The following is a 19505-nucleotide window of genomic DNA, read 5'->3' on the forward strand; positions in this document are numbered from 1 at the left end:
CTTGACCCCTGTCCCCTCCCATGGCACCAGTCGCGCTTCTTACCGCAATTCGGATCCCCATCATGACGGCTGCAGCCATTCCCGATCACATGAACCCGAAGCGCTCGTTCCAGGCGCTGATCCTGACGTTGCATGCCTATTGGGCGGATAAGGGTTGTGCGGTCCTGCAGCCCTATGACATGGAAGTCGGCGCCGGTACCTTCCATCCCGCGACGACGTTGCGCGCGCTCGGTCCGAAGCCTTGGAAGGCAGCCTATGTGCAGCCGTCGCGCCGCCCGTCCGATGGCCGATACGGCGAAAACCCCAATCGCCTGCAGCACTATTACCAGTATCAGGTGATCCTCAAGCCGAACCCGCCGAACCTGCAGGAATTGTATCTCGGCTCGCTGGCCGCCATCGGTCTCGATCCGCTGCTGCACGACATCCGCTTCGTCGAGGACGATTGGGAAAGCCCGACGCTGGGCGCCTGGGGTCTCGGCTGGGAGTGCTGGTGCGATGGCATGGAAGTCTCGCAGTTCACGTACTTCCAGCAGATTTGCGGCATCGAATGCGCACCCGTCGCCGGCGAACTGACCTACGGTCTCGAGCGGCTGGCCATGTATGTGCAGGGCGTCGATAACGTCTACGACCTCAATTTCAACGGCCGCGAGGGCGACGAGAAGATCTCCTATGGAGACGTCTTCCTGCAGGCGGAGCAGGAGTATTCGCGCCACAATTTCGAGTTCGCCAACACCGAGATGCTGCATCGCCACTTCATCGACGCAGAGAAGGAGTGCCTGGCGCTTCTGGCATCAGGCGCGCCGGGCGAGGGCGACAAACGGGTCCTGCACAAATGCGTCTTCCCGGCCTATGACCAGTGCATCAAGGCCAGCCACGTCTTCAATCTGCTCGATGCGCGCGGCGTGATCTCGGTCACCGAGCGCCAGAGCTACATCCTGCGTGTGAGAACGCTCGCCAAGGCTTGCGGCGAGGCCTTCCTGCTGACCGATGCTGGCGGGGCCAACGTCATGCAGGCGGCCTGAACCGCTCGTAGATCGACCCTGAAATGACGCATGACATCGGCGCCGGGAACGCATAGGGTCCGGCGCACTTCTCTGTCGTTCTGGGGGCTTGACGATGTACATTATTCTGGGCGTGGCTGTGCTGGCCGCGATCTATGTGATCTTTGTCTACAACGGTCTGGTGCGTGCCCGGCAGGTGGCCGAAGAAGCCTGGTCCGGCATCGACGTGCAGCTGAAGCGCCGCGCCGACCTGATCCCCAACCTGATCGAAACCGTGAAGGGCTATGCCACCCACGAAAAATCGACGCTGGAGGAGGTGGTCTCCCTGCGTAACCAGGCGCAGGCCGTGCCATCAGGCGATGTCGCCGCTCGCGGTGTCGCCGAAGGGCTGCTCGGGCAAGCTCTCGGCCGGGTCATGGCGCTGGCCGAAGCCTATCCGGACCTCAAGGCCAACCAGAATTTCTCCGAGCTGCAGGCCTCGCTGGAAACGATGGAGAGCGAGTTGCAGATGGCGCGGCGCTATTACAACGGCGCTGCCCGCGATCTGAACGTCAAGGTCGAGAGCTTTCCGAACAATCTCGTTGCCGGCCCGTTCGGTTTTGCCAAGCGTCCCTATTTCGAGGTCACCAATGAAGCCGATCGCGCCGTTCCATCCGTGAAATTCTAGATCTTTCCCCTTTCGGAATGGTTTTGCGACGGATATGGAGGCGATAGAACCTGTTGCCGGGTTACCGTTTCGTTGGCAGATGGAAGAGATTGACGATGGGCAGAGCAAAACTCACGATTATTCCGCCGGGCAAGCCGCTCACCGGTCGCGCCGTGCCGCCCGGATCGAAGTCCATTACCAATCGTGCGCTGCTGTTGGCCGGCCTCGCCAAGGGCACCAGCCGGCTGACCGGCGCGTTGAAAAGCGATGATACCCGATACATGGCCGATGCGCTGCGCGCCATGGGCGTCAGCGTCGAGGAACCGGATAGCACGACTTTCATCGTCACCGGCACGGGTGTGTGGTCTGCGCCCGAAAAGCCCTTGTTTCTTGGAAATGCCGGCACTGCGACGCGCTTCCTGACGGCGGCTGTGGCAAGCGTTGCTGGAACCGTGGTCGTCGATGGCGACCAGCATATGCGTAAACGGCCTATAGGACCGCTGGTCACAGCATTGAAATCGCTCGGCATCGATGTTGAAGCCCCGACCGGATGCCCGCCTGTGACAGTGCGTGGCAACGGCCATTTCGGCTCTGGCCGGGTGGAAGTCGATGCCGGCCTTTCCAGCCAATATGTCTCGGCATTGTTGATGGCTGCACCTCTGGCATCGCCGGGCGCAAACCAGCCCGTCACCGTAACCCTTGCAGGTGCAGACATCGGCGCGCGCGGCTATGTGGACCTGACCCTGGATGTCATGCAGGCTTACGGAGCGAAGGTAGAGCAGCGCGACGGCGTCTCCTGGACCATTCAACCGACCGGCTACACGGCAACCGATTTCCACATCGAGCCAGATGCATCGGCGGCCACCTATCTCTGGGGTGCCGAAGTGCTCAGCGGCGGGGCCATCGACATCGGCACGCCGGCAGACGCATTTACCCAGCCGGATGCCAAGGCCCATGCGGTGATTTCGGCCTTTCCGCATATGCCTGGTGTCATCGACGGATCGCAAATGCAGGACGCCATCCCGACCATCGCCGTGCTGGCCGCGTTCAACGAAACTCCGGTCCGGTTCGTCGGTATCGCCAACCTGCGCGTCAAGGAATGCGACCGTATCCGCGCCCTGTCGACCGGCCTGAACGCCATCCGCGAAGGGCTGGCGACGGAGGAGGGCGACGACCTGATCGTTGCTGCCGATCCGAGCCTCGCCGGACAGCGTCTGGAAGCGGAAATCGATACCTTTGCCGATCACCGCATTGCGATGAGCTTTGCGCTGGCTGGTCTTGTTATCGACGGGATTACCATTCTGGATCCCGATTGCGTTGCCAAGACATTCCCTGATTACTGGCAGGTGCTGGCATCGCTGGGGGTGACTTATACGGACGACGCCAGCTAGCGAAACCGTTTCGCGGCGCGCGCTACACTGGGTTCGGGGGAACGCATCGTGATACGGATTGCCGCACGTCTTTGTCTGCTGTGTCTTGGGCTGCTCGTTACCGGGGCTGCATCGGCGCAGGAGGTCATCACCGCCTTCCAGCAGGCCATCATCCTCGACAAGGACGCCTCGATGCAGGTGACCGAGACAATCGGCGTCAATGCCGAGGGTCGCGATATCCGCCATGGCATTTTCCGCGATTTCCCGCTGACGTTCCAGGATGCGTACGGCAGGACAGCGACCGTCGATCTTACGGTTCAATCGGTTAGCCGCGATGGCAGCCCTGAGCAATGGCGCAGCGAGAGTATCGAAGGCGGCATCCGCATTTATATCGGGTCTGCCGACGTCACCCTCAGCCCCGGACGCCATGAATTTCAGCTCACCTACAAGACCAACCGCCAGACCCGCTATTTCGACGACTACGACGAGCTGTACTGGAACGTCACCGGTACCGGATGGGTGTTCCCGATCCAACAGGCGTCGGCAACGGTCATGCTGCCCGAAGGTGTCAGGCCGCAGGGTCTCGATTTTGCCACCGGGCCGCTTGGATCAAAGGGCAGGAATGCCCGGGTCAGCGAGGACGGCAGCGATGTCGTTTTCGAGACCACCCGGCCGTTGGCCCCAAAGGAAGGCCTGACGATCGCCATCAAGCTGGCAAAGGGCGCCGTCGATGCTCCGAGCGTCGACCAGCAGCGCGCCTGGTTCCTGCGCGACAACAGCGACCTCATCATCGCCGGTATCGGCCTGTTGCTGGTGCTGGCGTACTATGGACGCAGCTGGGTCAAGGTTGGCCGCGACCCCGACCGCGGTGTCGTCGTACCCCGCTGGGATGCGCCTGAAGGAACCTCGCCAGCCTTGGTCAACTATATAGACAATCGCGGCTTTTCCTCCGGCGGCTGGACCGCACTGTCCTCCGCCGCGCTCAATCTCGCCGTCAACGGCTACGTCGTGCTGGAAGATCTTGACAGCAGCATCGTCATCCGCCGCACGGCCAAAACTGCAGCCGGCAAGCTCGATGCCGGCGAGCAGACGTTGCTGAACGCGATTGGCGGCAAGGACGACGCGCTGGTCATCGACAAGGCCCACGGCGAAAAGGTTCAGGCAACCGGCGAGGCGTTCCGCGACGCGATCGAGAAGGAACATCGCGACGCTTACTACAAGAGCAACGCGCTCTACACGTTCGGTGGCATCGTGCTGTCGCTGGTGGTGTTCGTCTGCATCGTCGTTTTCGGCCGGCTGCACGAAAATGCAATGCCGCTGATCATCGTGCCCGGCATGCTGTCGGTTTTCGGCGTCGCGGTCGCCGCCTTCATTGGAAGGTCGTTCCGTCCCAATGCAGGCACGGTGCGCAAGGTCTTCGCGGTACTGGTCTTTGCCTTCATCGCCTTTGTCGCCGTCTCTGTCGTCGCCATCCTCTTCGCTGCGCAGACCTCGTCGCCCGCCATCGTCGGCGACCTGCCGCTGACGGTCGCGATCATCGGCATCTTCGCTGCCAATTGCGTCTTCTTCTTCCTGATGGGCGCGCCGACTGCCCTCGGCGCCAGGGTGATGGATGGCATCGCCGGGCTCCGGCAGTACCTGACGCTCGCCGAAAAGGACCGGATGAACATGCAGGGCGCTCCGACCATGTCGCCGAAGCATTTCGAAACGCTGCTCCCCTATGCGGTGGCGCTCGGCGTCGAAAAGCCCTGGACTAAAAGCTTCGAGAGCTGGTTTGCCGCAGCCGCCATCGGCGGCGTTGCTTACGCGCCAGGCTGGTACGGCGGCAGCTTCGGTGCCGACAGTTTCTCGGACCGCATCGGCGGCTTCTCCTCATCGATGGCCTCGACCATAGCCTCGACGATCCCGGCTCCCGTCTCCACCTCCGACAGCGCCTTCTCCAGCAGCGGCGGTGGCAGCTCATCCGGAGGTGGCGGCGGCGGTGGAGGCGGCGGCGGCTGGTGAGTTGAGGGCGCGCGGTAAGTGGCAGTATTTACCTCCCCCTTGAGGGGGGAGGTCGCGGCGAAGCCGCGGGTGGGGGTGATGGTTGTTGAAACCAGGGGCCATACCCGTTTGTGAGGCGGATCACCCCGCCCCGTCGCTTCGCGCCGACCCTCCCCCTCAAGGGGAGGGTGTGCCATTTGCAAGCTCGCCGTGCAGCGCGTCAAAGGGAGCCAAGCATGCCAAAAAAGCCTTCACAGCTGAGCCGTTTTAAGGTGGCCAACAGCCGTCGGCTCCGCGCTGATGCCACGGATGCGGAGGTAAAGTTATGGCGCCATCTCTGGCGCATCCCCATTGAGGGTACGCATGTCAGACGGCAGGTCCCTATCGGTAAGTACTTTGCGGATTTTGCCTGTCATCAGATCGGTCTGATCATCGAGCTGGACGGCAGCCAGCATGCTGAAGCCGCCGCCGGGCGCTACGATCTCGAACGGACGAGTTTCCTCGAAAGCCAAGGTTATCAAGTTATCCGATTTTGGAATGCCGATGTCCTCTCCGAGCTTGACGCGGTCCTCGACACCATATTTGCCATTGTGCAGCAGCGACAAATTTTGCTAGCAGAAGCCGACCGTTTTCACCCCACCCCGGCACTGAGTGCCGACCCTCCACCTCTCGGGGAGGGTGAGGAATATTGACATGCCCGATCTCCTGCTTGAACTTCGCTCCGAGGAAATTCCAGCCCGCATGCAGCGCAAGGCCGCGGGAGACCTGAAGAAGCTTGTCACCGACGCCCTGGTCGATGCGGGCCTGTCCTACGAGGGTGCGCGGGAATACTGGACTCCCCGGCGCCTGACACTCGATATTCGCGGACTGACCGCGCGTTCCGCCGATGTCCGCGAGGAGCGCAAGGGCCCCCGTCGCGATGCCAACGCCCAGGCGATCGAAGGTTTTCTGCGCGCCGCAGGGCTGTCGTCCATCGACGAGGCGCAGATCCAGAGCGATCCCAAGAAGGGCGAGTTCTACGTCGCCATCATCGCCAAACCCGGTCGCGCTGCCGAGGAGATCATTGCCGATGTCATGCCCGGCATCATCCGCAGCTTTCCGTGGTCGAACACGATGCGCTGGGGTGCCGCTTCCGCAAAGCCGGGCTCGCTGCGCTGGGTCCGCCCGCTGCAGTCGATTGTCTGCACCTTCGGTACCGAGCACGAAGGCACTGTCGTCATTCCCTTCGAGATCGACGGTATCGTCGCCTCCGACGTCACCTATGGCCACCGTTTCCACGCGCCCGCAGCGATCACCGTCAAGCGCTTCGACGACTATGTTGCCGGCCTGGAGAGAGCCAAGGTCATCCTCGACGCCGAGCGCCGCAAGGAAATCATCGCTGCCGATGCAGCAAACCTGGCCTTTGCCAGCGGACTGGAACTGGTCGACGATCCAGCCCTGCTCGAGGAGGTTTCCGGCCTCGTCGAATGGCCGCAGGTGCTGATGGGCGAGTTCGAGGCGGATTACCTGACGATCCCCTCCGAAATCATCCGCCTGACGATCAAAACCAACCAGAAGTGCTTCGTCACCCGTCCCCACGGCAGCGAGACGCTTTCCAACAAGTTCGTGCTGATCGCCAATATCGAGGCCAGTGACAGTGGCGCGGAAATCATCCACGGCAACGGCAAGGTCGTGCGCGCCCGGCTATCCGACGCGCTGCACTTCTGGAAGCGCGACCAGGGCGATCTTCCCGACCTCGACACGCTGCAGGCGTCGGCCGCAAAATTCAACCTGGACCTTGGCAAGCCGCTCGACCAGCGCATGGCCAAGCTCGATGCCCTCAACGTCACCTTCCACGCCAAGCTCGGTAGCCAGGGCGAGCGCGTTGCGCGCATCCGCAAGCTCGCTGCAGCACTGGCAGCGGTGACCGGTGCCGATGCAGGCCTCGTAGACCGCGCCGTCGTGCTGGCGAAGGCCGACCTGCGCACTGAAGCCGTTGGCGAATTCCCGGAGTTGCAGGGGCTGATGGGCCGGAAATATGCGGCTCTCCAGGGCGAGGACCCGTCTGTCGCTGCTGCCATCGAAGATCACTGGAAGCCGAACGGCCCGTCTGACCGGTTGCCGCATGACAAGGTCGGACTGACCGTGGCGCTAGCCGACAAGCTCGACACGCTCGTCGGGTTCTGGGCGATCGACGAGAAGCCGACTGGCTCCAAGGATCCCTACGCCCTCCGTCGCGCAGCGCTCGGCGTCGTGCGTATCGTGCTCGAACAGCGCATCCGCCTGCCGATCATGCGCTATCTCAGCGACCATATGGCGATAGTCGACGAATCCGTCGAAATGGCCGGCCTCCGCCAGCAGATGCAGGAGCATCCGGACGGACTGATGAAGTTCGGCCATGCGAACGGCGAGCAGATGCTGGCGCGCGAGCGCGACCTGCTGTCGTTCTTCCATGACCGGCTGAAAGTCTACCTGCGCGATCAGGGCGCCCGCTACGACCTGATCGATGCGGTGCTGACGCCGGAGACGGACGACCTGCTGATGGTGGCCCGCCGCGTCGAGGCCCTGACCTTCTTTATCACCTCGGAAGACGGCAAGAACCTGCTTGCCGGCACCAAGCGCGCAACTCAGCTGCTAGCGGCCGAGGAGAAGAAGGGTACCGTCGTCGCCGATGCCGTGACCCCGGCTTTGTTGACGCTCGATGCCGAGAAGGATCTGTTTTCGGCCGTCGCCAAGGCCTCCGGGGAGGCGTCTTCCGCTATCGCCACGGAGGACTTCCGCTCGGCGATGACGGCATTGTCGACGCTGCGCCTGCCCGTCGACCGGTTCTTCACGGATGTCCTGGTCAACGACGAGGACGTTGCCGTGCGTGGCAACCGCCTGGCGCTGCTTCGCCTGATCCGCGAAGCCACTGGCACGGTTGCCGATTTCTCAAAGATATCCGGCTAGATTAACTATCGGCGGCCCCGGTGAGCCGCCGATCAGTACATAAAAATTTGCGTCTGGTTCCAGCGGCGGATGACTGGCTCCCCGAGGTCGTGCTCGTATCCGAGCACGCTGATGCTCGCCGTGTCGAGAACCAGCAGCGCGCCGCCTTCTGGCGGCAGGCCGATCCAGCGGGCGCTGAGCACACGCAGGAAATGGGCGCTGGAAAAGATCAGCACGCGGTCGTTTCGCGCCCGCAATGCGGCAATGATGCTGTCTGCCCGCGCACCGACATCGGCGGCAGCTTCGCCCTCAGGGGCGCCATCGCGAAACAGATGCCAGTCCGGACTTGTCTTCAGGATGTCCTTCGTCGTCACCCCTTCATAGGCACCGTAGTCCCATTCCGCCAGGTCCGCCTTGATCTCCCGCCGGTCACCAAAACCGGCGAGGGCGCAGGTGTTCGATGCGCGCATGGACGGGCTCGACCAGACGGCGTCGAAATGCTGGCCCTGCAGCCGGTCGGCCAGTTTCACGGCCGCTGCTTCGCCTGCTGCGGTCAGCGGAATGTCGGACCGGCCCGTATGCTGTCCGGAAAGGCTCCACGCCGTCTCGCCGTGCCGCACCAGGGTGATTTCAGGCCATGCACTGCTCATGTCGCTACCTTTCGCTCATCTGCGGCTGTCGCATCCGATAACCCCATATCGCGGCGGCGGTGCTGCCAAGTCAACTGCCGATAACGTGATGTGCGCGACAGGTCCACCGCAGGCAAAAACCGCCGGATCGCTCCGGCGGTTGTGGAAAGATCGTCGATTTTTCCGGGCATCAGGCAGCGCGGCGGGCCTGCTGCATGGTGGGGCGGCCATCGGAGATGCGGAAGCCGCGGATCAGGTCGAGCAGCTCCTCGGTGTCGCTGGCCAGCGTTTCGGCCGAAGCCGTGGTTTCTTCCGCCATGGCTGCGTTCTGCTGGGTGGCGGCGTCGAGCTGGTTCATGGCCGTTGAAATGGAGCGCAGCGTCGTATCCTGTTCGGAGGCGCTGTGGGCGATCTTCGAGACGATCTCGTTGGCCGCCTTGATCTGGCCGGAGATGCGCTTCAGCGCCTCGCCGGCGTCGCCGACCAGGCGCACGCCGTGCTCGACCTGCGTCGAGGACCGGGCGATCTGCTCCTTGATTTCCTTGGCGGCCGCTGCTGAGCGTTGCGCCAGTTCGCGGACCTCCTGGGCGACCACGGCAAAGCCCTTGCCGGCTTCACCGGCGCGTGCAGCCTCAACACCGGCATTGAGCGCCAGCAGGTTCGTCTGGAAGGCGATCTCGTCGATGACGCCGATGATCTTGCCGATCTCCGTGGACGACTGTTCGATGCCGCTCATGGCGCCGATCGCCTGTGCCACGACGCCATCGCTGCGCGAGGCCTCGACGCTGATGGTGTCGACGCGCTTGCTGGCCTCATGGGCGCCTTCCGCTGTCTGGCGGACGGCAACGGTGAGCTCATCGAGAGCCGCCGATGTTTCCTCGAGGCTGGCGGCCTGGCGTTCGGTGCGCTGCGACAGTTCGTTGGAGGCGCGGCGGATCTCTTCCTTCGAGACGCCGATGTCGTTGCCCTTGGAGTTGACGCGGCTCATTGCCGCCTCCAGATGCGACAGGGCTTCGTTGAAGTTGTTGCGCAGTCCGGCATAGCTGGTGCCGAGGTCGCCGCAGCGGATGGTCAGGTCGCCCTTCGCCAGTTGTTCGAGCGATTCGCCGATGGTCGCAACGACGCGTGCCTGCAAGTCGGCCTGGTCCTGCTGATGGCGAACGTTCTCCTGACGCTCGGCACTGATCTGTCGTTCCTGGGCTTCCTGAAGTTCGGCCAGTGCATGCCGCTCGCGGATCTTCTGCTGCAGCGATTGTGTCGCCTTCGCCATCATGCCGACTTCGTTGTGCAGGCCGGTGTGCGGGATCGTAAGGGTAACGTCTTCGTCCGCGACGGCATTCAGTGCGCCGCGTACATCGGCCAGTGGCCCGGAGATGCTGCGGATCACATAAAGTGCCGCTGCGATGGCGATCACGAAGACGACGAGGCCGACCAGCAGCGTTTGCCAGATCGTCGCCCGTACCTGTGCTTCCAGGTCGTCCATGTAGACGCCGGTCGCAAGCGTGATGTGCCACGGCGTGAACACCTTGGCATAGGCGCTCTTGCGGAAGAACGCATCGGCAGGCTGTTGTGGCTTGGGCCCGTAGAAATCGACGACGCCACCGCCGGCCTTTCCGACCTTGACGAGTTCGTCGCGGTACATGTTGCCTTTCGGATCCGGCTTGCCCTTGTTGCTCAGCCCGACCTTGGAAGGATCGTAGTGGATTTTCAGGACGACGTCGTCGTCATAGCCAAAGAGGTACCCATCCGGTTCGAAACGGATATGGGAGAGCTCGTCGAATGCCTGCGTCTGCGCCTGCTCGTGCGTCAGAGTACCGGCTTTTTCGCGATCGTAATATTGCTGGAGAATGGACAGCCCGGACTCGACCTGCGTGCGCAGCAGTGCATAGCGCTCGTGGTAGATGGCTGCCGCGGAACTCTGGATTTGATAGTAGGTGACGCCAGCAAAGGCGATCATCAGGCCGGTAACCAGCATCATCAGCTGGGTCGAAATTCGCAGGTTCTTCATCAGGCCTCGCAACGGAATAGGTTCGATTATCCCGGTGCGGTATCCTACCGCTTGATCCTGCGCCGTCGATCATGGCGCATCTGTTGCTGCTGAAGTCACATGCTGCTTCCGGTACGGCGAAGTTGCATCGCGTTCACCTAACAATGCTTTAAAGCTGTCAATATTTAGGGCTTTTATCGGCTTTAATCCCGGCGATTGTCACCCCAACCGCGCATATGACCGTTTTCCCGCCGGGAATACTGCACGAATATGGAGTGACCAGCAGCAATTCTCTCCAGCATCTGCGAACACAAAAATGCGCCCCTGCTTCTCTTCAGGGACGCATCTGTCTGCCTTGCGGCGCACCCCTATCGACTGGAGTTCGATGGGGAGGGGAATGAGCGGGCTACTGAAGGCGCAACTGGAAATCCGAGGTGTCGAGAGGCTTGGCCGGTGGCGTGGCTGCGGCGATCGCTGCCGTCATCGCACTGCGATCGATGCCGTCAGGCGATACCCCGGCTGCGGCCAGTGCTTCCGGCGACGCCTTACTGATGAATACGACCGGCGATCCGCCCAGCCAGGCTTCGGTGCGGACGACCTTTTGCTCGCCGTTGATCTGGCGCACCACGGTCGTCTGCGTCCCCACGGGGAGTTCGGGAACCACATAGCTTTTCTTGGCGACCTCCTGCTTGATCGGCGCGCAATCGACGCAGACCTTCGCCTGGATGCTGTCGCCGCTGGTGCGGGTCGCGCCGTCGAGCGTCAGGAACGACGACGCCATCGCGGAGCTGCCGATCAGCATGGCAGAACTGCCGATCAAAACGAATGCTGCACTCAGGATCGTGGGACGCATGAAACTCTCCATCGGATACTGCGAGGAGATTAGCGCGCCTTTGTTTCCATCCGGTCAGGGGAATCGGTAAAACTTTATCGGAAACGCGGATTTGGGGCAGGAAAGAGCCGTCCAGTCAGGCCTTTTCGCGCTCGATTGCCCGCCAGCCGATATCGGCGCGGCTGAAGCCGCTGTCCCAGACCACCTGCTCTGCAAGCGAATAGGCGCGCTTCTGGGCCTCGCCGACGCTGCTGCCCGTTGCCGTCACTCCCAGCACCCGGCCTCCGGTCGCGACCAGCGCACCGTCCTTCAAAGCTGTCCCGGCATGAAACACTTTCGCACCGTCGCTGTCTGCGGGCAGGGCCGCGATGACGGAGTTCTTCTCATAGGCGCCCGGATAGCCCTTCGAGGCCATGACGACGGTCAACGCCGCATCGTCGCTCCATTCGGCGGTCGCCTTGTCGAGCGTGCCGTTGGCGCAAGCGAGCAGCAGCGGCAGAAGATCGCTTTTCAGCCGCATCATCAGCACCTGGCATTCCGGATCGCCGAAGCGGACATTGTACTCGATCAGTTCCGGCCCCTTTGCGGTGATCATCAGACCGGCAAAGAATACGCCGGAAAACGGCATACCGCTTGTCGCCATTCCACGCATCGTCGGCTCGATGATCTCCTTCATCGTCCGCTCGATCAGCTCGGGCGTCATCACTGCGGCGGGCGAGTAGGCGCCCATGCCGCCCGTGTTCGGGCCGGTGTCGCCGTCGCCGACGCGCTTGTGGTCCTGGGCGGTGGCCAGCGCCAAAGCGTGAGTTCCGTCGCAGAGGCAGAAGAAGCTTGCTTCCTCGCCATCGAGAAAGGCTTCGACGACGACTTCCGCACCCGCCGACCCGAAGGCGCCGTCGAAACAGTCGTCAACGGCCGCAATCGCCTCGTCCAGCGTCATCGCCACGGTGACGCCCTTGCCGGCAGCAAGGCCATCGGCCTTGACAACGATGGGCGCGCCCTCGGCGAGAATATAGGCCTTCGCCTTGCCGGCATCGTCGAAGCGCTGATAGGCGCCTGTCGGAATGTTGTAGCGGGCGCAGATGTCCTTGGTGAAACCCTTGGAACCCTCGAGCTGGGCGGCGGCGGCAGAGGGGCCGAAGACGGCGATACCGGCCTCGCGCAAGCGGTCGGCAAGACCGGCGACCAGCGGCGCCTCAGGGCCGACGACGACAAAATCGATGGCTTCCGACAGGCAGAACGCAGCAACGGCGTCGTTGTCTTCCGTATCGACGGCAACGAGCGTGGCATGCTCGGCGATGCCGGGATTGCCGGGAGCGGCGTAAAGCTTGGTCAGCAGCGGCGATTGCGCCAGCTTCCAGGCCAGCGCATGCTCGCGTCCGCCCGATCCGATCAACAGAACTTTCATCGCCTGCCCCTTTGTTGCCAGAACTTGGCGGTTAAGCAGCCCTGCCGCAAAGGTCAAGCGGCAATTCCTGTGGAGTCCACCGGAAGCGCTGACTGAGATCATTGCCTTGCCGCTTTCTCGGACTATGGTCGCGCCAATCAGAAGCAACGCAGAGATCCCCATGGCCGCAGATATCCGCTCCATCGCAGCAATCATTTCCGCCGAGATCAATGCTCGGCCTGAGCAGGTGGTTTCGGCGGTCGGCCTTCTCGACGAGGGCTCGACGGTGCCGTTCATTGCCCGCTACCGCAAGGAAGTGACCGGCGGGCTGGATGACGGGCAGTTGCGGACGCTGGCCGAGCGGCTGGTCTACCTGCGCGAGCTCGAAGCGCGCCGCGGCTCGATCAGCGACAGCATCACCGGCCAGGGCAAGATGACCGACGACCTGCAGCGCAAGATCGCCGGCGTCACCACGAAGGCCGAGCTCGAGGATCTCTACCTGCCGTTCAAGCAGAAGCGCCGGACCCGCGCCGAGATCGCCCGCGAGCGCGGTCTAGGGCCATTGGCGGAGGCAATCCTGAAAGATCGCAGCCGTGAACCCGCGCAGCTTGCCGAGGGCTATGTCGCCAACGAGGTGACCGATGTGAAGATGGCGCTCGAGGGTGCCCGCGACATCATTGCCGAGGGCATCGCCGAAAATGCCGATCTCCTGAAGACCTTGCGCGCCCATATGCGTCAGAATGCCCAGCTGCGCGCCAAGGTCGTCGATGGCAAGCAGGAGGCCGGCGCGAAGTTCTCCGACTATTTCGATCACACCGAGCGCTGGGCAACGGCTCCCGGCCATCGGGCTCTCGCCATGCTGCGCGGCTGGAACGAGGAGATGCTGACGCTGACGATCGAGATCGACGCCGATCTCGCGTCACCCTTCAGGCCTGTCGAGCGGATGATCGCCACGGCCTACGAGATCGGCGCCCAGAAGCCCGGCGATCGCTGGCTGATGGAGGTCGCCAGCTGGACATGGCGCGTCAAACTGTCGATGTCGCTGTCGCTCGACCTGATGCGCGAGCTGCGTGAACGAGCCGAGCAGGAGGCCATCCACGTATTTGCGCGCAATCTAAAGGACCTGCTGCTCGCAGCACCCGCCGGCGCGCGCGCCACCATGGGTCTCGACCCCGGCATCCGCACGGGCGTCAAGGTTGCCGTCGTCGATGCCACCGGAAAGCTGCTCGAGACAGCCACGGTCTATCCTTTCCAACCACGCAACGATGTGCGCGGCACCCAGGCGACGCTTGCGGCCCTCATCGTCAAGCACAAGGTCGAACTGATCTCGATCGGCAACGGCACCGGCAGCCGGGAAACCGAAAAGCTGGTGAGCGACATGCTAGTCGAATTGCCTGGCACAAAGCCTACCAAGGTCATCGTTTCCGAAGCGGGCGCCTCGATCTATTCGGCATCGGAAGCGGCAGCCCTGGAGTTCCCCAATCTCGACGTGACGTTGCGCGGCGCAGTATCGATTGCCCGGCGGCTGCAGGATCCGCTGGCCGAACTGGTCAAGATCGAGCCGAAATCGATCGGCGTCGGCCAGTACCAGCACGATGTCGACCAGCAGAAGCTGTCGCGCTCGCTGGATGCCGTCGTCGAGGATGCGGTGAATGCCGTCGGTGTCGATCTCAACACGGCCTCGGCGCCGCTGCTTGCCCGCGTTTCAGGCCTTGGTGCGGCGATTGCCGAATCCATCGTCCGCCACCGCGACGAGGCCGGACGTTTCGAAACCCGGCGCGATCTCCTGAAGGTCGCGCGGCTTGGGCCCCGGGCCTTCGAGCAATGCGCCGGCTTCCTGCGCATCACCGGCGGCAAGGAGCCGCTCGACGCCTCCTCGGTGCATCCGGAAGCCTATGGTGTCGCCAAGAAGATTGTCGCCGCCTGCGGTCGCGACCTGCGCACGCTGATGGGCGATAGCGCCGCGCTGAAGGCGGTCGATCCACGCGCCTTCGTCGATGAACGCTTCGGCCTGCCGACCGTGCGCGATATCTTGGCCGAGCTCGAAAAACCCGGCCGTGACCCGCGCCCGAGCTTCAAGACGGCGACCTTTGCCGAGGGTGTCAACGAAATCAGCGACCTAAAGCCAGGCATGATGCTGGAGGGCACAGTTACCAATGTCGCGGCCTTCGGCGCCTTCGTCGATATCGGCGTACACCAGGACGGTCTGGTTCACGTCTCGCAGCTGGCGGACCGTTTCGTGAAGGATCCTCATGAGGTGGTGAAGGCCGGCGACGTCGTGAAAGTCCGCGTCGTCGACATCGATGCCAAGCGCAAGCGGATCGCCCTCAGCATGCGCAAGGACGCCGGCGATGACGCCGCGCCACCGGCCCGCGAGAACCGAAGCGGTCCCGAAACACGGGTGATGCCGGCAAAGCAGCAGGTCAGTCGCCCGGCACCGCAGACGCAGGGCAGCTTCGGCGCGGCGCTCGCCGATGCGCTCAAGCGAAAATAGTCACTTAGCTTATATATTTGCAAGAATGTCACACTCCGGCAATGTTCGTGCCGGAGTGCCTGTACCGCCGTTCGTAAGCTTGCCAGACTATCTTGAGGGGATAATGTTTCCTGATTGTCTGTCATATGATTGAGAGGCGTCATGGCGTCGTCACTGCTTGCTCTTGTCACCAAAATTATCCGCAAAGGCTCCCTTCAGATCACGCTCTCCAACGGCGAGACGCATCTGCTCGGCGATGGCACCGGCCAGACCGTTGCGGTGCGCACCGCCGACCGCGAGGCGGAAGACGCCATCGCCACAGATCCGACGCTGAAGCTGGGCGAAATGTTCATGGAAGGCCGGTTCATCCTCGAACAGGGCGACATCTATGATTTCCTGTCGCTGGTGAAGCTCAACACCACGGACGAGTTGTTCGATTTCAAGATCGCCATGAAGCTGATCGGCCGCATTGCCTGGCAGCAGCTGAAGAGCCGCCTGCCGGTCAACCGCAGCAAGCACAATGTCGCCCACCACTACGATCTCTCGGCCAAGCTTTTCGACCTCTTCCTCGACGAGGACTGGCAGTATTCCTGCGCCTATTTCGAGCCGCCGGGCATCGGTCTCGACGAAGCCCAGCTCGCCAAGAAGCGCCATATCGCTGCCAAGCTGCGGCTCGAGCCCGGTCAGTCCGTGCTCGAGATTGGCTCCGGCTGGGGTGGAATGGGGATGTACCTGGCGGAATCGACGGAGAATGTCGATTTCACCGGCATCACGCTCAGCCAGGAGCAGCTTAAGGTGTCGCGCGCGCGCGCTGCAAAGCGCGGCCTTTCTGACCGGGTGCGTTTCGAACTGCAGGATTATCGCTACCTCAGCGGACGCAAGTTCGACCGCATCGTCTCGGTGGGCATGTTCGAGCATGTCGGCATCGGCAATTATCGCAAGTTCTTCAGCAAGGTCTCGGAGTTGCTCGCCGATGATGGGGTGATGGTGCTCCATTCCATCGGTCGCCCGAGGCCAAGCTTCTCTACCAACGCCTTCATCGAGAGATACATCTTTCCCGGCGGCTATATCCCGTCTCTGGCCGAGACGACGCCAGCTCTGGAAAAGGCCAACCTGCTGGTCAAGGACATCGAAATCCTGCCGATGCATTACGCCTATACGCTGCGTCACTGGCGAGAACGTTTCATCGCCCGCAAGGAGGAAGCCGTCGCCCTCTATGACGAGAAATTCTTCCGGATGTGGGAGTTCTACCTGGCAGGCTCGGAGATGGCCTTCCGCTGGGAGCAGCTCTTTATCTTCCAGATCCAGATCGCCAAGGACCAGTTCGCGGTTCCCAACAACCGGAACTACATTGCCGAAAACGAAGCCAAGCTCAAGGAATTCGAAGCCCGCCGTGCACCGCTGGAGAAGATTGTGTTCTGATCCTCGCGTCTTTGCCATGACGATCTGCGGGCGGACAGCTTCGGCGCTTGGTTAAGCAAGTGGTAATGCGATCCGGATAAGTTTAGGCATTCCGGGCTCTTGCCTTTGTATTGCGTAGTAGGATTTCCCATGGCCAAGACCTCGAGTCTGCTGATTTCGTTTGGATTTTTTGCGACAATGGCAGGGGCCGCCACGGCTGGCGACGGTCGTGCCTGGTGGTCCGGCGATTGGTATGTCAGCGTCGGCGCTGCCGGCTTCGTCGGTCCCAAATTCGAGGGCGCCAAGCACTACAAGTTACAGTTTTCGCCGCTGATCTCCTTCGGCAAGCAAGGACCTGCGCCGCGATTTACCTCGCGCAACGACAATCCGGCTTTTGCATTGCTCGATACCGGGACATTTCGGGCCGGCATCGTCGGCAAGTTTGTGCCGAGCCGGGATTCGAGCGACGGGCGTGAACTGCGCGGGCTGAAGGATGTCAAATGGGGCGCAGAGGCCGGTGGCTTCGTCGAGGTCTACCCGACCGATTGGATCCGCGCCCGTGCCGAAGTGCGCCAGGGTATCCGCGCCCATAACGGCATCGTTGCCGATGTGGCGGTTGATGCTTTCACCGACATCGCCCCTGATCTGCGGCTCTCCGGTGGACCGAGGGCAACCTTCGCGACGGCGAACTATTTCGATACCTATTACGGTGTCGACGGCAAGGAATCGGCGGCCAGCGGGCTCGATCGCTACAATCCCGGCGGCGGCCTGAAATCCGTCGGTGTCGGCGGTGCGCTGACCTGGCAGGCAACCAAGAATTTGAGCACCAGCTCCTTCGTGGAATACCAGCGGCTGAAGGGTCCTGCAGCCGACAGCAGCCTGGTGCGTGAACGCGGCGACAAAAACCAGCTCGTCATCGGCCTGTCCGCCACCTACCGCTTCGGCTTCACGCTGAACTGATAAGGCGCCCGTCGGAACAGTTCGGCAAAAGTGCTTGGCGGTTTTGCGTCTGGAAGTGCGTGAGAGCAGATAGGTCCAACATTTTCGCATTTCCGTGAAACGCTGAAATGTTCTAGACATTCCGCATGAGCAACAGCCACGATTTCCGCGACCGAGTCGCCGATGCGCCATCCGATAATTTCGTCTACAAGGCCTTGCCGCCGTGGCTGTGGCCCTATGCCCAGCTGGCACGCTGGGACCGGCCGATCGGCTGGCAGCTGCTGCTATGGCCGTGCTTCTGGTCGGTGACCTTGGCCGCCAATGCCGCCTTGACGCTGGGCGAGTTCGTCGGTCCGCTGCTGTTCTACCATCTCATCCTCTATTTCATCGGCGCGGTGGCGATGCGCGGTGCCGGCTGTACGTTCAACGATCTCATCGATCACGATATCGATGCTTCCGTGGCGCGCACCCGCTCGCGGCCTTTGCCGTCAGGCCGTGTCAGCCGCAAGCAGGCAAAGATATTCATTGCATTGCAGGCTCTCGTCGGACTGTTCGTTCTCCTGCAGTTCAACTGGTTCTGTGTGGGCCTCGGCTTGCTGTCGCTGGGACTGGTGGCGGTGTACCCCTTTGCCAAGCGCTTTACCGACTGGCCGCAGTTCTTCCTCGGGCTTGCCTTTTCCTGGGGTGCGCTGATGGGCTGGGCCGGCATCTTCGGTAGCCTGTCGCTGCCGCCGATCCTGCTCTACATCGCCGCCATTCTCTGGACCATTGGCTACGACACCATCTATGCCCATCAGGACAAGGAGGACGACGAACTGATCGGCGTCCGTTCGACGGCGCGACTGTTCGGCGAAAAGACGAAGATATGGCTCGTAAGCCTCTATGGCGCGGCGCTAGTGCTGATGTTCCTTGCCTTCGCGCTGGCCGGCGCAGGTCCCATCGCATTTCTTGGCCTTGTCATCGCTGGCGGCATGTTCGCCTACCAGATCGTCGTCCTCGATATCGAAGACGCGCCGCAGTGCCTGATCCTGTTCCGCTCGAACGGCAGGGTCGGTGCCATCATCTTTGCCGGCCTGCTGTTGTCCATGGCGCTTTCCGCTCCCGGCTGAAACGCAAAACCCGGCGCAGGCGCCGGGTTTCGGGGGAGGGGTATTTGATCCTCAGTCGCGGGCGATGATCTCGCGACCGGCGATCTTGAGCGTGACGCCCATCTTGCCCGATATGCGACGAACCAGGAAGCGGGGGCGTCTGTCGGCAAAGAACGAATGGCGGCGGCGCGGCTGCGTTTCGTTGGTACGCACACCGCCGAGATGATCTTCGAGCAGGCGAGCGACGCCATCCGCTTCGACCATCATCATCGGGATATTGAAGGCTTCGGACCATGTGCGCCAGTCGGCAGCGATGTCGCTGAGATCATGGGCGACGAGCAGCGGGATGCAGAGATCCGGATCGTCATGGTGCAGTTCGAGCGTCACGGTCACTTCGCCGTCGCCATGGTCGATGGCCCGGGCGGCAACGCCCTTGAAGGCGCGCTTCGGCAGGGCGATCGACAGCGGCAGACCGCTCGATGGCAGCACCTTGCGCAGCACGGCGCCGCGGGAGTCGATGGTGATCGTCACGTCGCCGGTAGCACCGCGCATGGCATAGCTGACATGCTGCGGAAAGCGGTTTGGATCGAGCCGCAGTGTCGTTCCGGCCCAGACAGGCTTAAGGACGGTATTGGTCATCGTTTTCTACCCTTGTCTTATCATGAGAGCCGGTTTTCCGGTCTTCTTGACGGAGAACTTTCGCCCTCTCGATGACCCGAGACTAGGCGCGCCCCCTTCCAGACAGCTTAAAAATTGCGGTTAAGAAAAGTTTGCGTCGTCAAATGGTTAGCAAAAACGAACCCGCCAGGGTTTCCATAATATGAATATGTGCCGATGCGCGTCGTCCCACTCCGGCGCAGCG

The 19505-nt window shown here is 62.3% G+C and carries 15 protein-coding genes; 10 read left to right on the forward strand and 5 right to left on the reverse strand.

The annotated features are described in order from the left end of the window. Positions 1-62 precede the first annotated feature (62 nt). From EQW76_RS09630 to glyS, 6 genes are all read left to right on the forward strand, one after another. A complete protein-coding gene (locus EQW76_RS09630) occupies positions 63-1022 on the forward strand; it encodes a glycine--tRNA ligase subunit alpha (protein ID WP_142824149.1) in 960 nt (319 codons plus the stop codon). A 94-nt stretch (positions 1023-1116) separates the two neighbouring features. Then, entirely contained in the window at positions 1117-1668 is a 552-nt protein-coding gene (locus EQW76_RS09635) for a LemA family protein (protein WP_111217668.1), read from the forward strand. Between the two features lie 95 nt (positions 1669-1763). Next, on the forward strand, positions 1764-3038 hold the full coding sequence (gene aroA, locus EQW76_RS09640) for a 3-phosphoshikimate 1-carboxyvinyltransferase (RefSeq protein ID WP_142824150.1): 1275 nt from the start codon (positions 1764-1766) through the stop codon (positions 3036-3038). Between the two features lie 48 nt (positions 3039-3086). Further along, a complete protein-coding gene (locus tag EQW76_RS09645) occupies positions 3087-5021 on the forward strand; it encodes a DUF2207 domain-containing protein (RefSeq protein WP_224129853.1) in 1935 nt (644 codons plus the stop codon). A gap of 215 nt (positions 5022-5236) precedes the next feature. Next, positions 5237-5692 carry a DUF559 domain-containing protein gene (locus EQW76_RS09650; RefSeq protein ID WP_142824151.1) on the forward strand — a complete coding sequence of 152 codons (456 nt, stop codon included), beginning with the start codon at positions 5237-5239 and terminating at the stop codon, positions 5690-5692. A gap of 1 nt (position 5693) precedes the next feature. Next, positions 5694-7928, forward strand: coding sequence for a glycine--tRNA ligase subunit beta (gene glyS, locus EQW76_RS09655; RefSeq protein WP_142824152.1), 2235 nt, complete (start codon positions 5694-5696; stop codon positions 7926-7928). A gap of 32 nt (positions 7929-7960) precedes the next feature. Here glyS and EQW76_RS09660 read toward each other — a convergent pair whose 3' ends face one another. The 4 genes from EQW76_RS09660 to purD all read right to left on the reverse strand — a co-directional run bounded on the left by EQW76_RS09660 (position 7961) and on the right by purD (position 12763). Continuing rightward, positions 7961-8557 (reverse strand): histidine phosphatase family protein, encoded by a 597-nt coding sequence (locus EQW76_RS09660; RefSeq protein ID WP_142824153.1) that lies wholly within the window; start codon positions 8555-8557, stop codon positions 7961-7963. 169 nt (positions 8558-8726) lie between these two features. Then, entirely contained in the window at positions 8727-10544 is a 1818-nt protein-coding gene (locus tag EQW76_RS09665; protein WP_142824154.1) for a methyl-accepting chemotaxis protein, read from the reverse strand. Positions 10545-10929: 385 nt separating this feature from the next. Continuing rightward, a complete protein-coding gene (locus EQW76_RS09670) occupies positions 10930-11376 on the reverse strand; it encodes a plant virulence effector HPE1-like domain-containing protein (protein WP_142824155.1) in 447 nt (148 codons plus the stop codon). Positions 11377-11491: 115 nt separating this feature from the next. Beyond that, positions 11492-12763: a phosphoribosylamine--glycine ligase gene (purD, locus tag EQW76_RS09675; protein ID WP_142824467.1), complete on the reverse strand. Its 1272-nt coding sequence runs from the start codon at positions 12761-12763 to the stop codon at positions 11492-11494. Between the two features lie 160 nt (positions 12764-12923). On the opposite strand from purD, the gene EQW76_RS09680 reads away from it, so the two are divergent. From EQW76_RS09680 to ubiA, 4 genes are all read left to right on the forward strand, one after another. After that, the gene (locus EQW76_RS09680) at positions 12924-15236 is read left to right on the forward strand and encodes a Tex family protein (protein WP_142824156.1); all 2313 of its coding nucleotides are present in this window, start codon (positions 12924-12926) and stop codon (positions 15234-15236) included. Between the two features lie 141 nt (positions 15237-15377). After that, positions 15378-16637 (forward strand): cyclopropane-fatty-acyl-phospholipid synthase family protein, encoded by a 1260-nt coding sequence (locus tag EQW76_RS09685; protein ID WP_142824157.1) that lies wholly within the window; start codon positions 15378-15380, stop codon positions 16635-16637. 129 nt (positions 16638-16766) lie between these two features. Beyond that, positions 16767-17576, forward strand: a complete 810-nt coding sequence (locus EQW76_RS09690) for a MipA/OmpV family protein (protein WP_142824158.1) — start codon at positions 16767-16769, stop codon at positions 17574-17576. Between the two features lie 125 nt (positions 17577-17701). Next, a complete protein-coding gene (gene ubiA / locus EQW76_RS09695; RefSeq protein WP_142824159.1) occupies positions 17702-18664 on the forward strand; it encodes a 4-hydroxybenzoate octaprenyltransferase in 963 nt (320 codons plus the stop codon). A 51-nt stretch (positions 18665-18715) separates the two neighbouring features. Here ubiA and EQW76_RS09700 read toward each other — a convergent pair whose 3' ends face one another. Further along, positions 18716-19282: a DUF6101 family protein gene (locus tag EQW76_RS09700; RefSeq protein ID WP_111217689.1), complete on the reverse strand. Its 567-nt coding sequence runs from the start codon at positions 19280-19282 to the stop codon at positions 18716-18718. Positions 19283-19505: the final 223 nt, after the last annotated feature.

Source organism: Rhizobium sp. rho-13.1, from assembly GCF_007000305.1.
In the GTDB taxonomy this organism is placed as follows: domain Bacteria; phylum Pseudomonadota; class Alphaproteobacteria; order Rhizobiales; family Rhizobiaceae; genus Rhizobium; species Rhizobium rhododendri.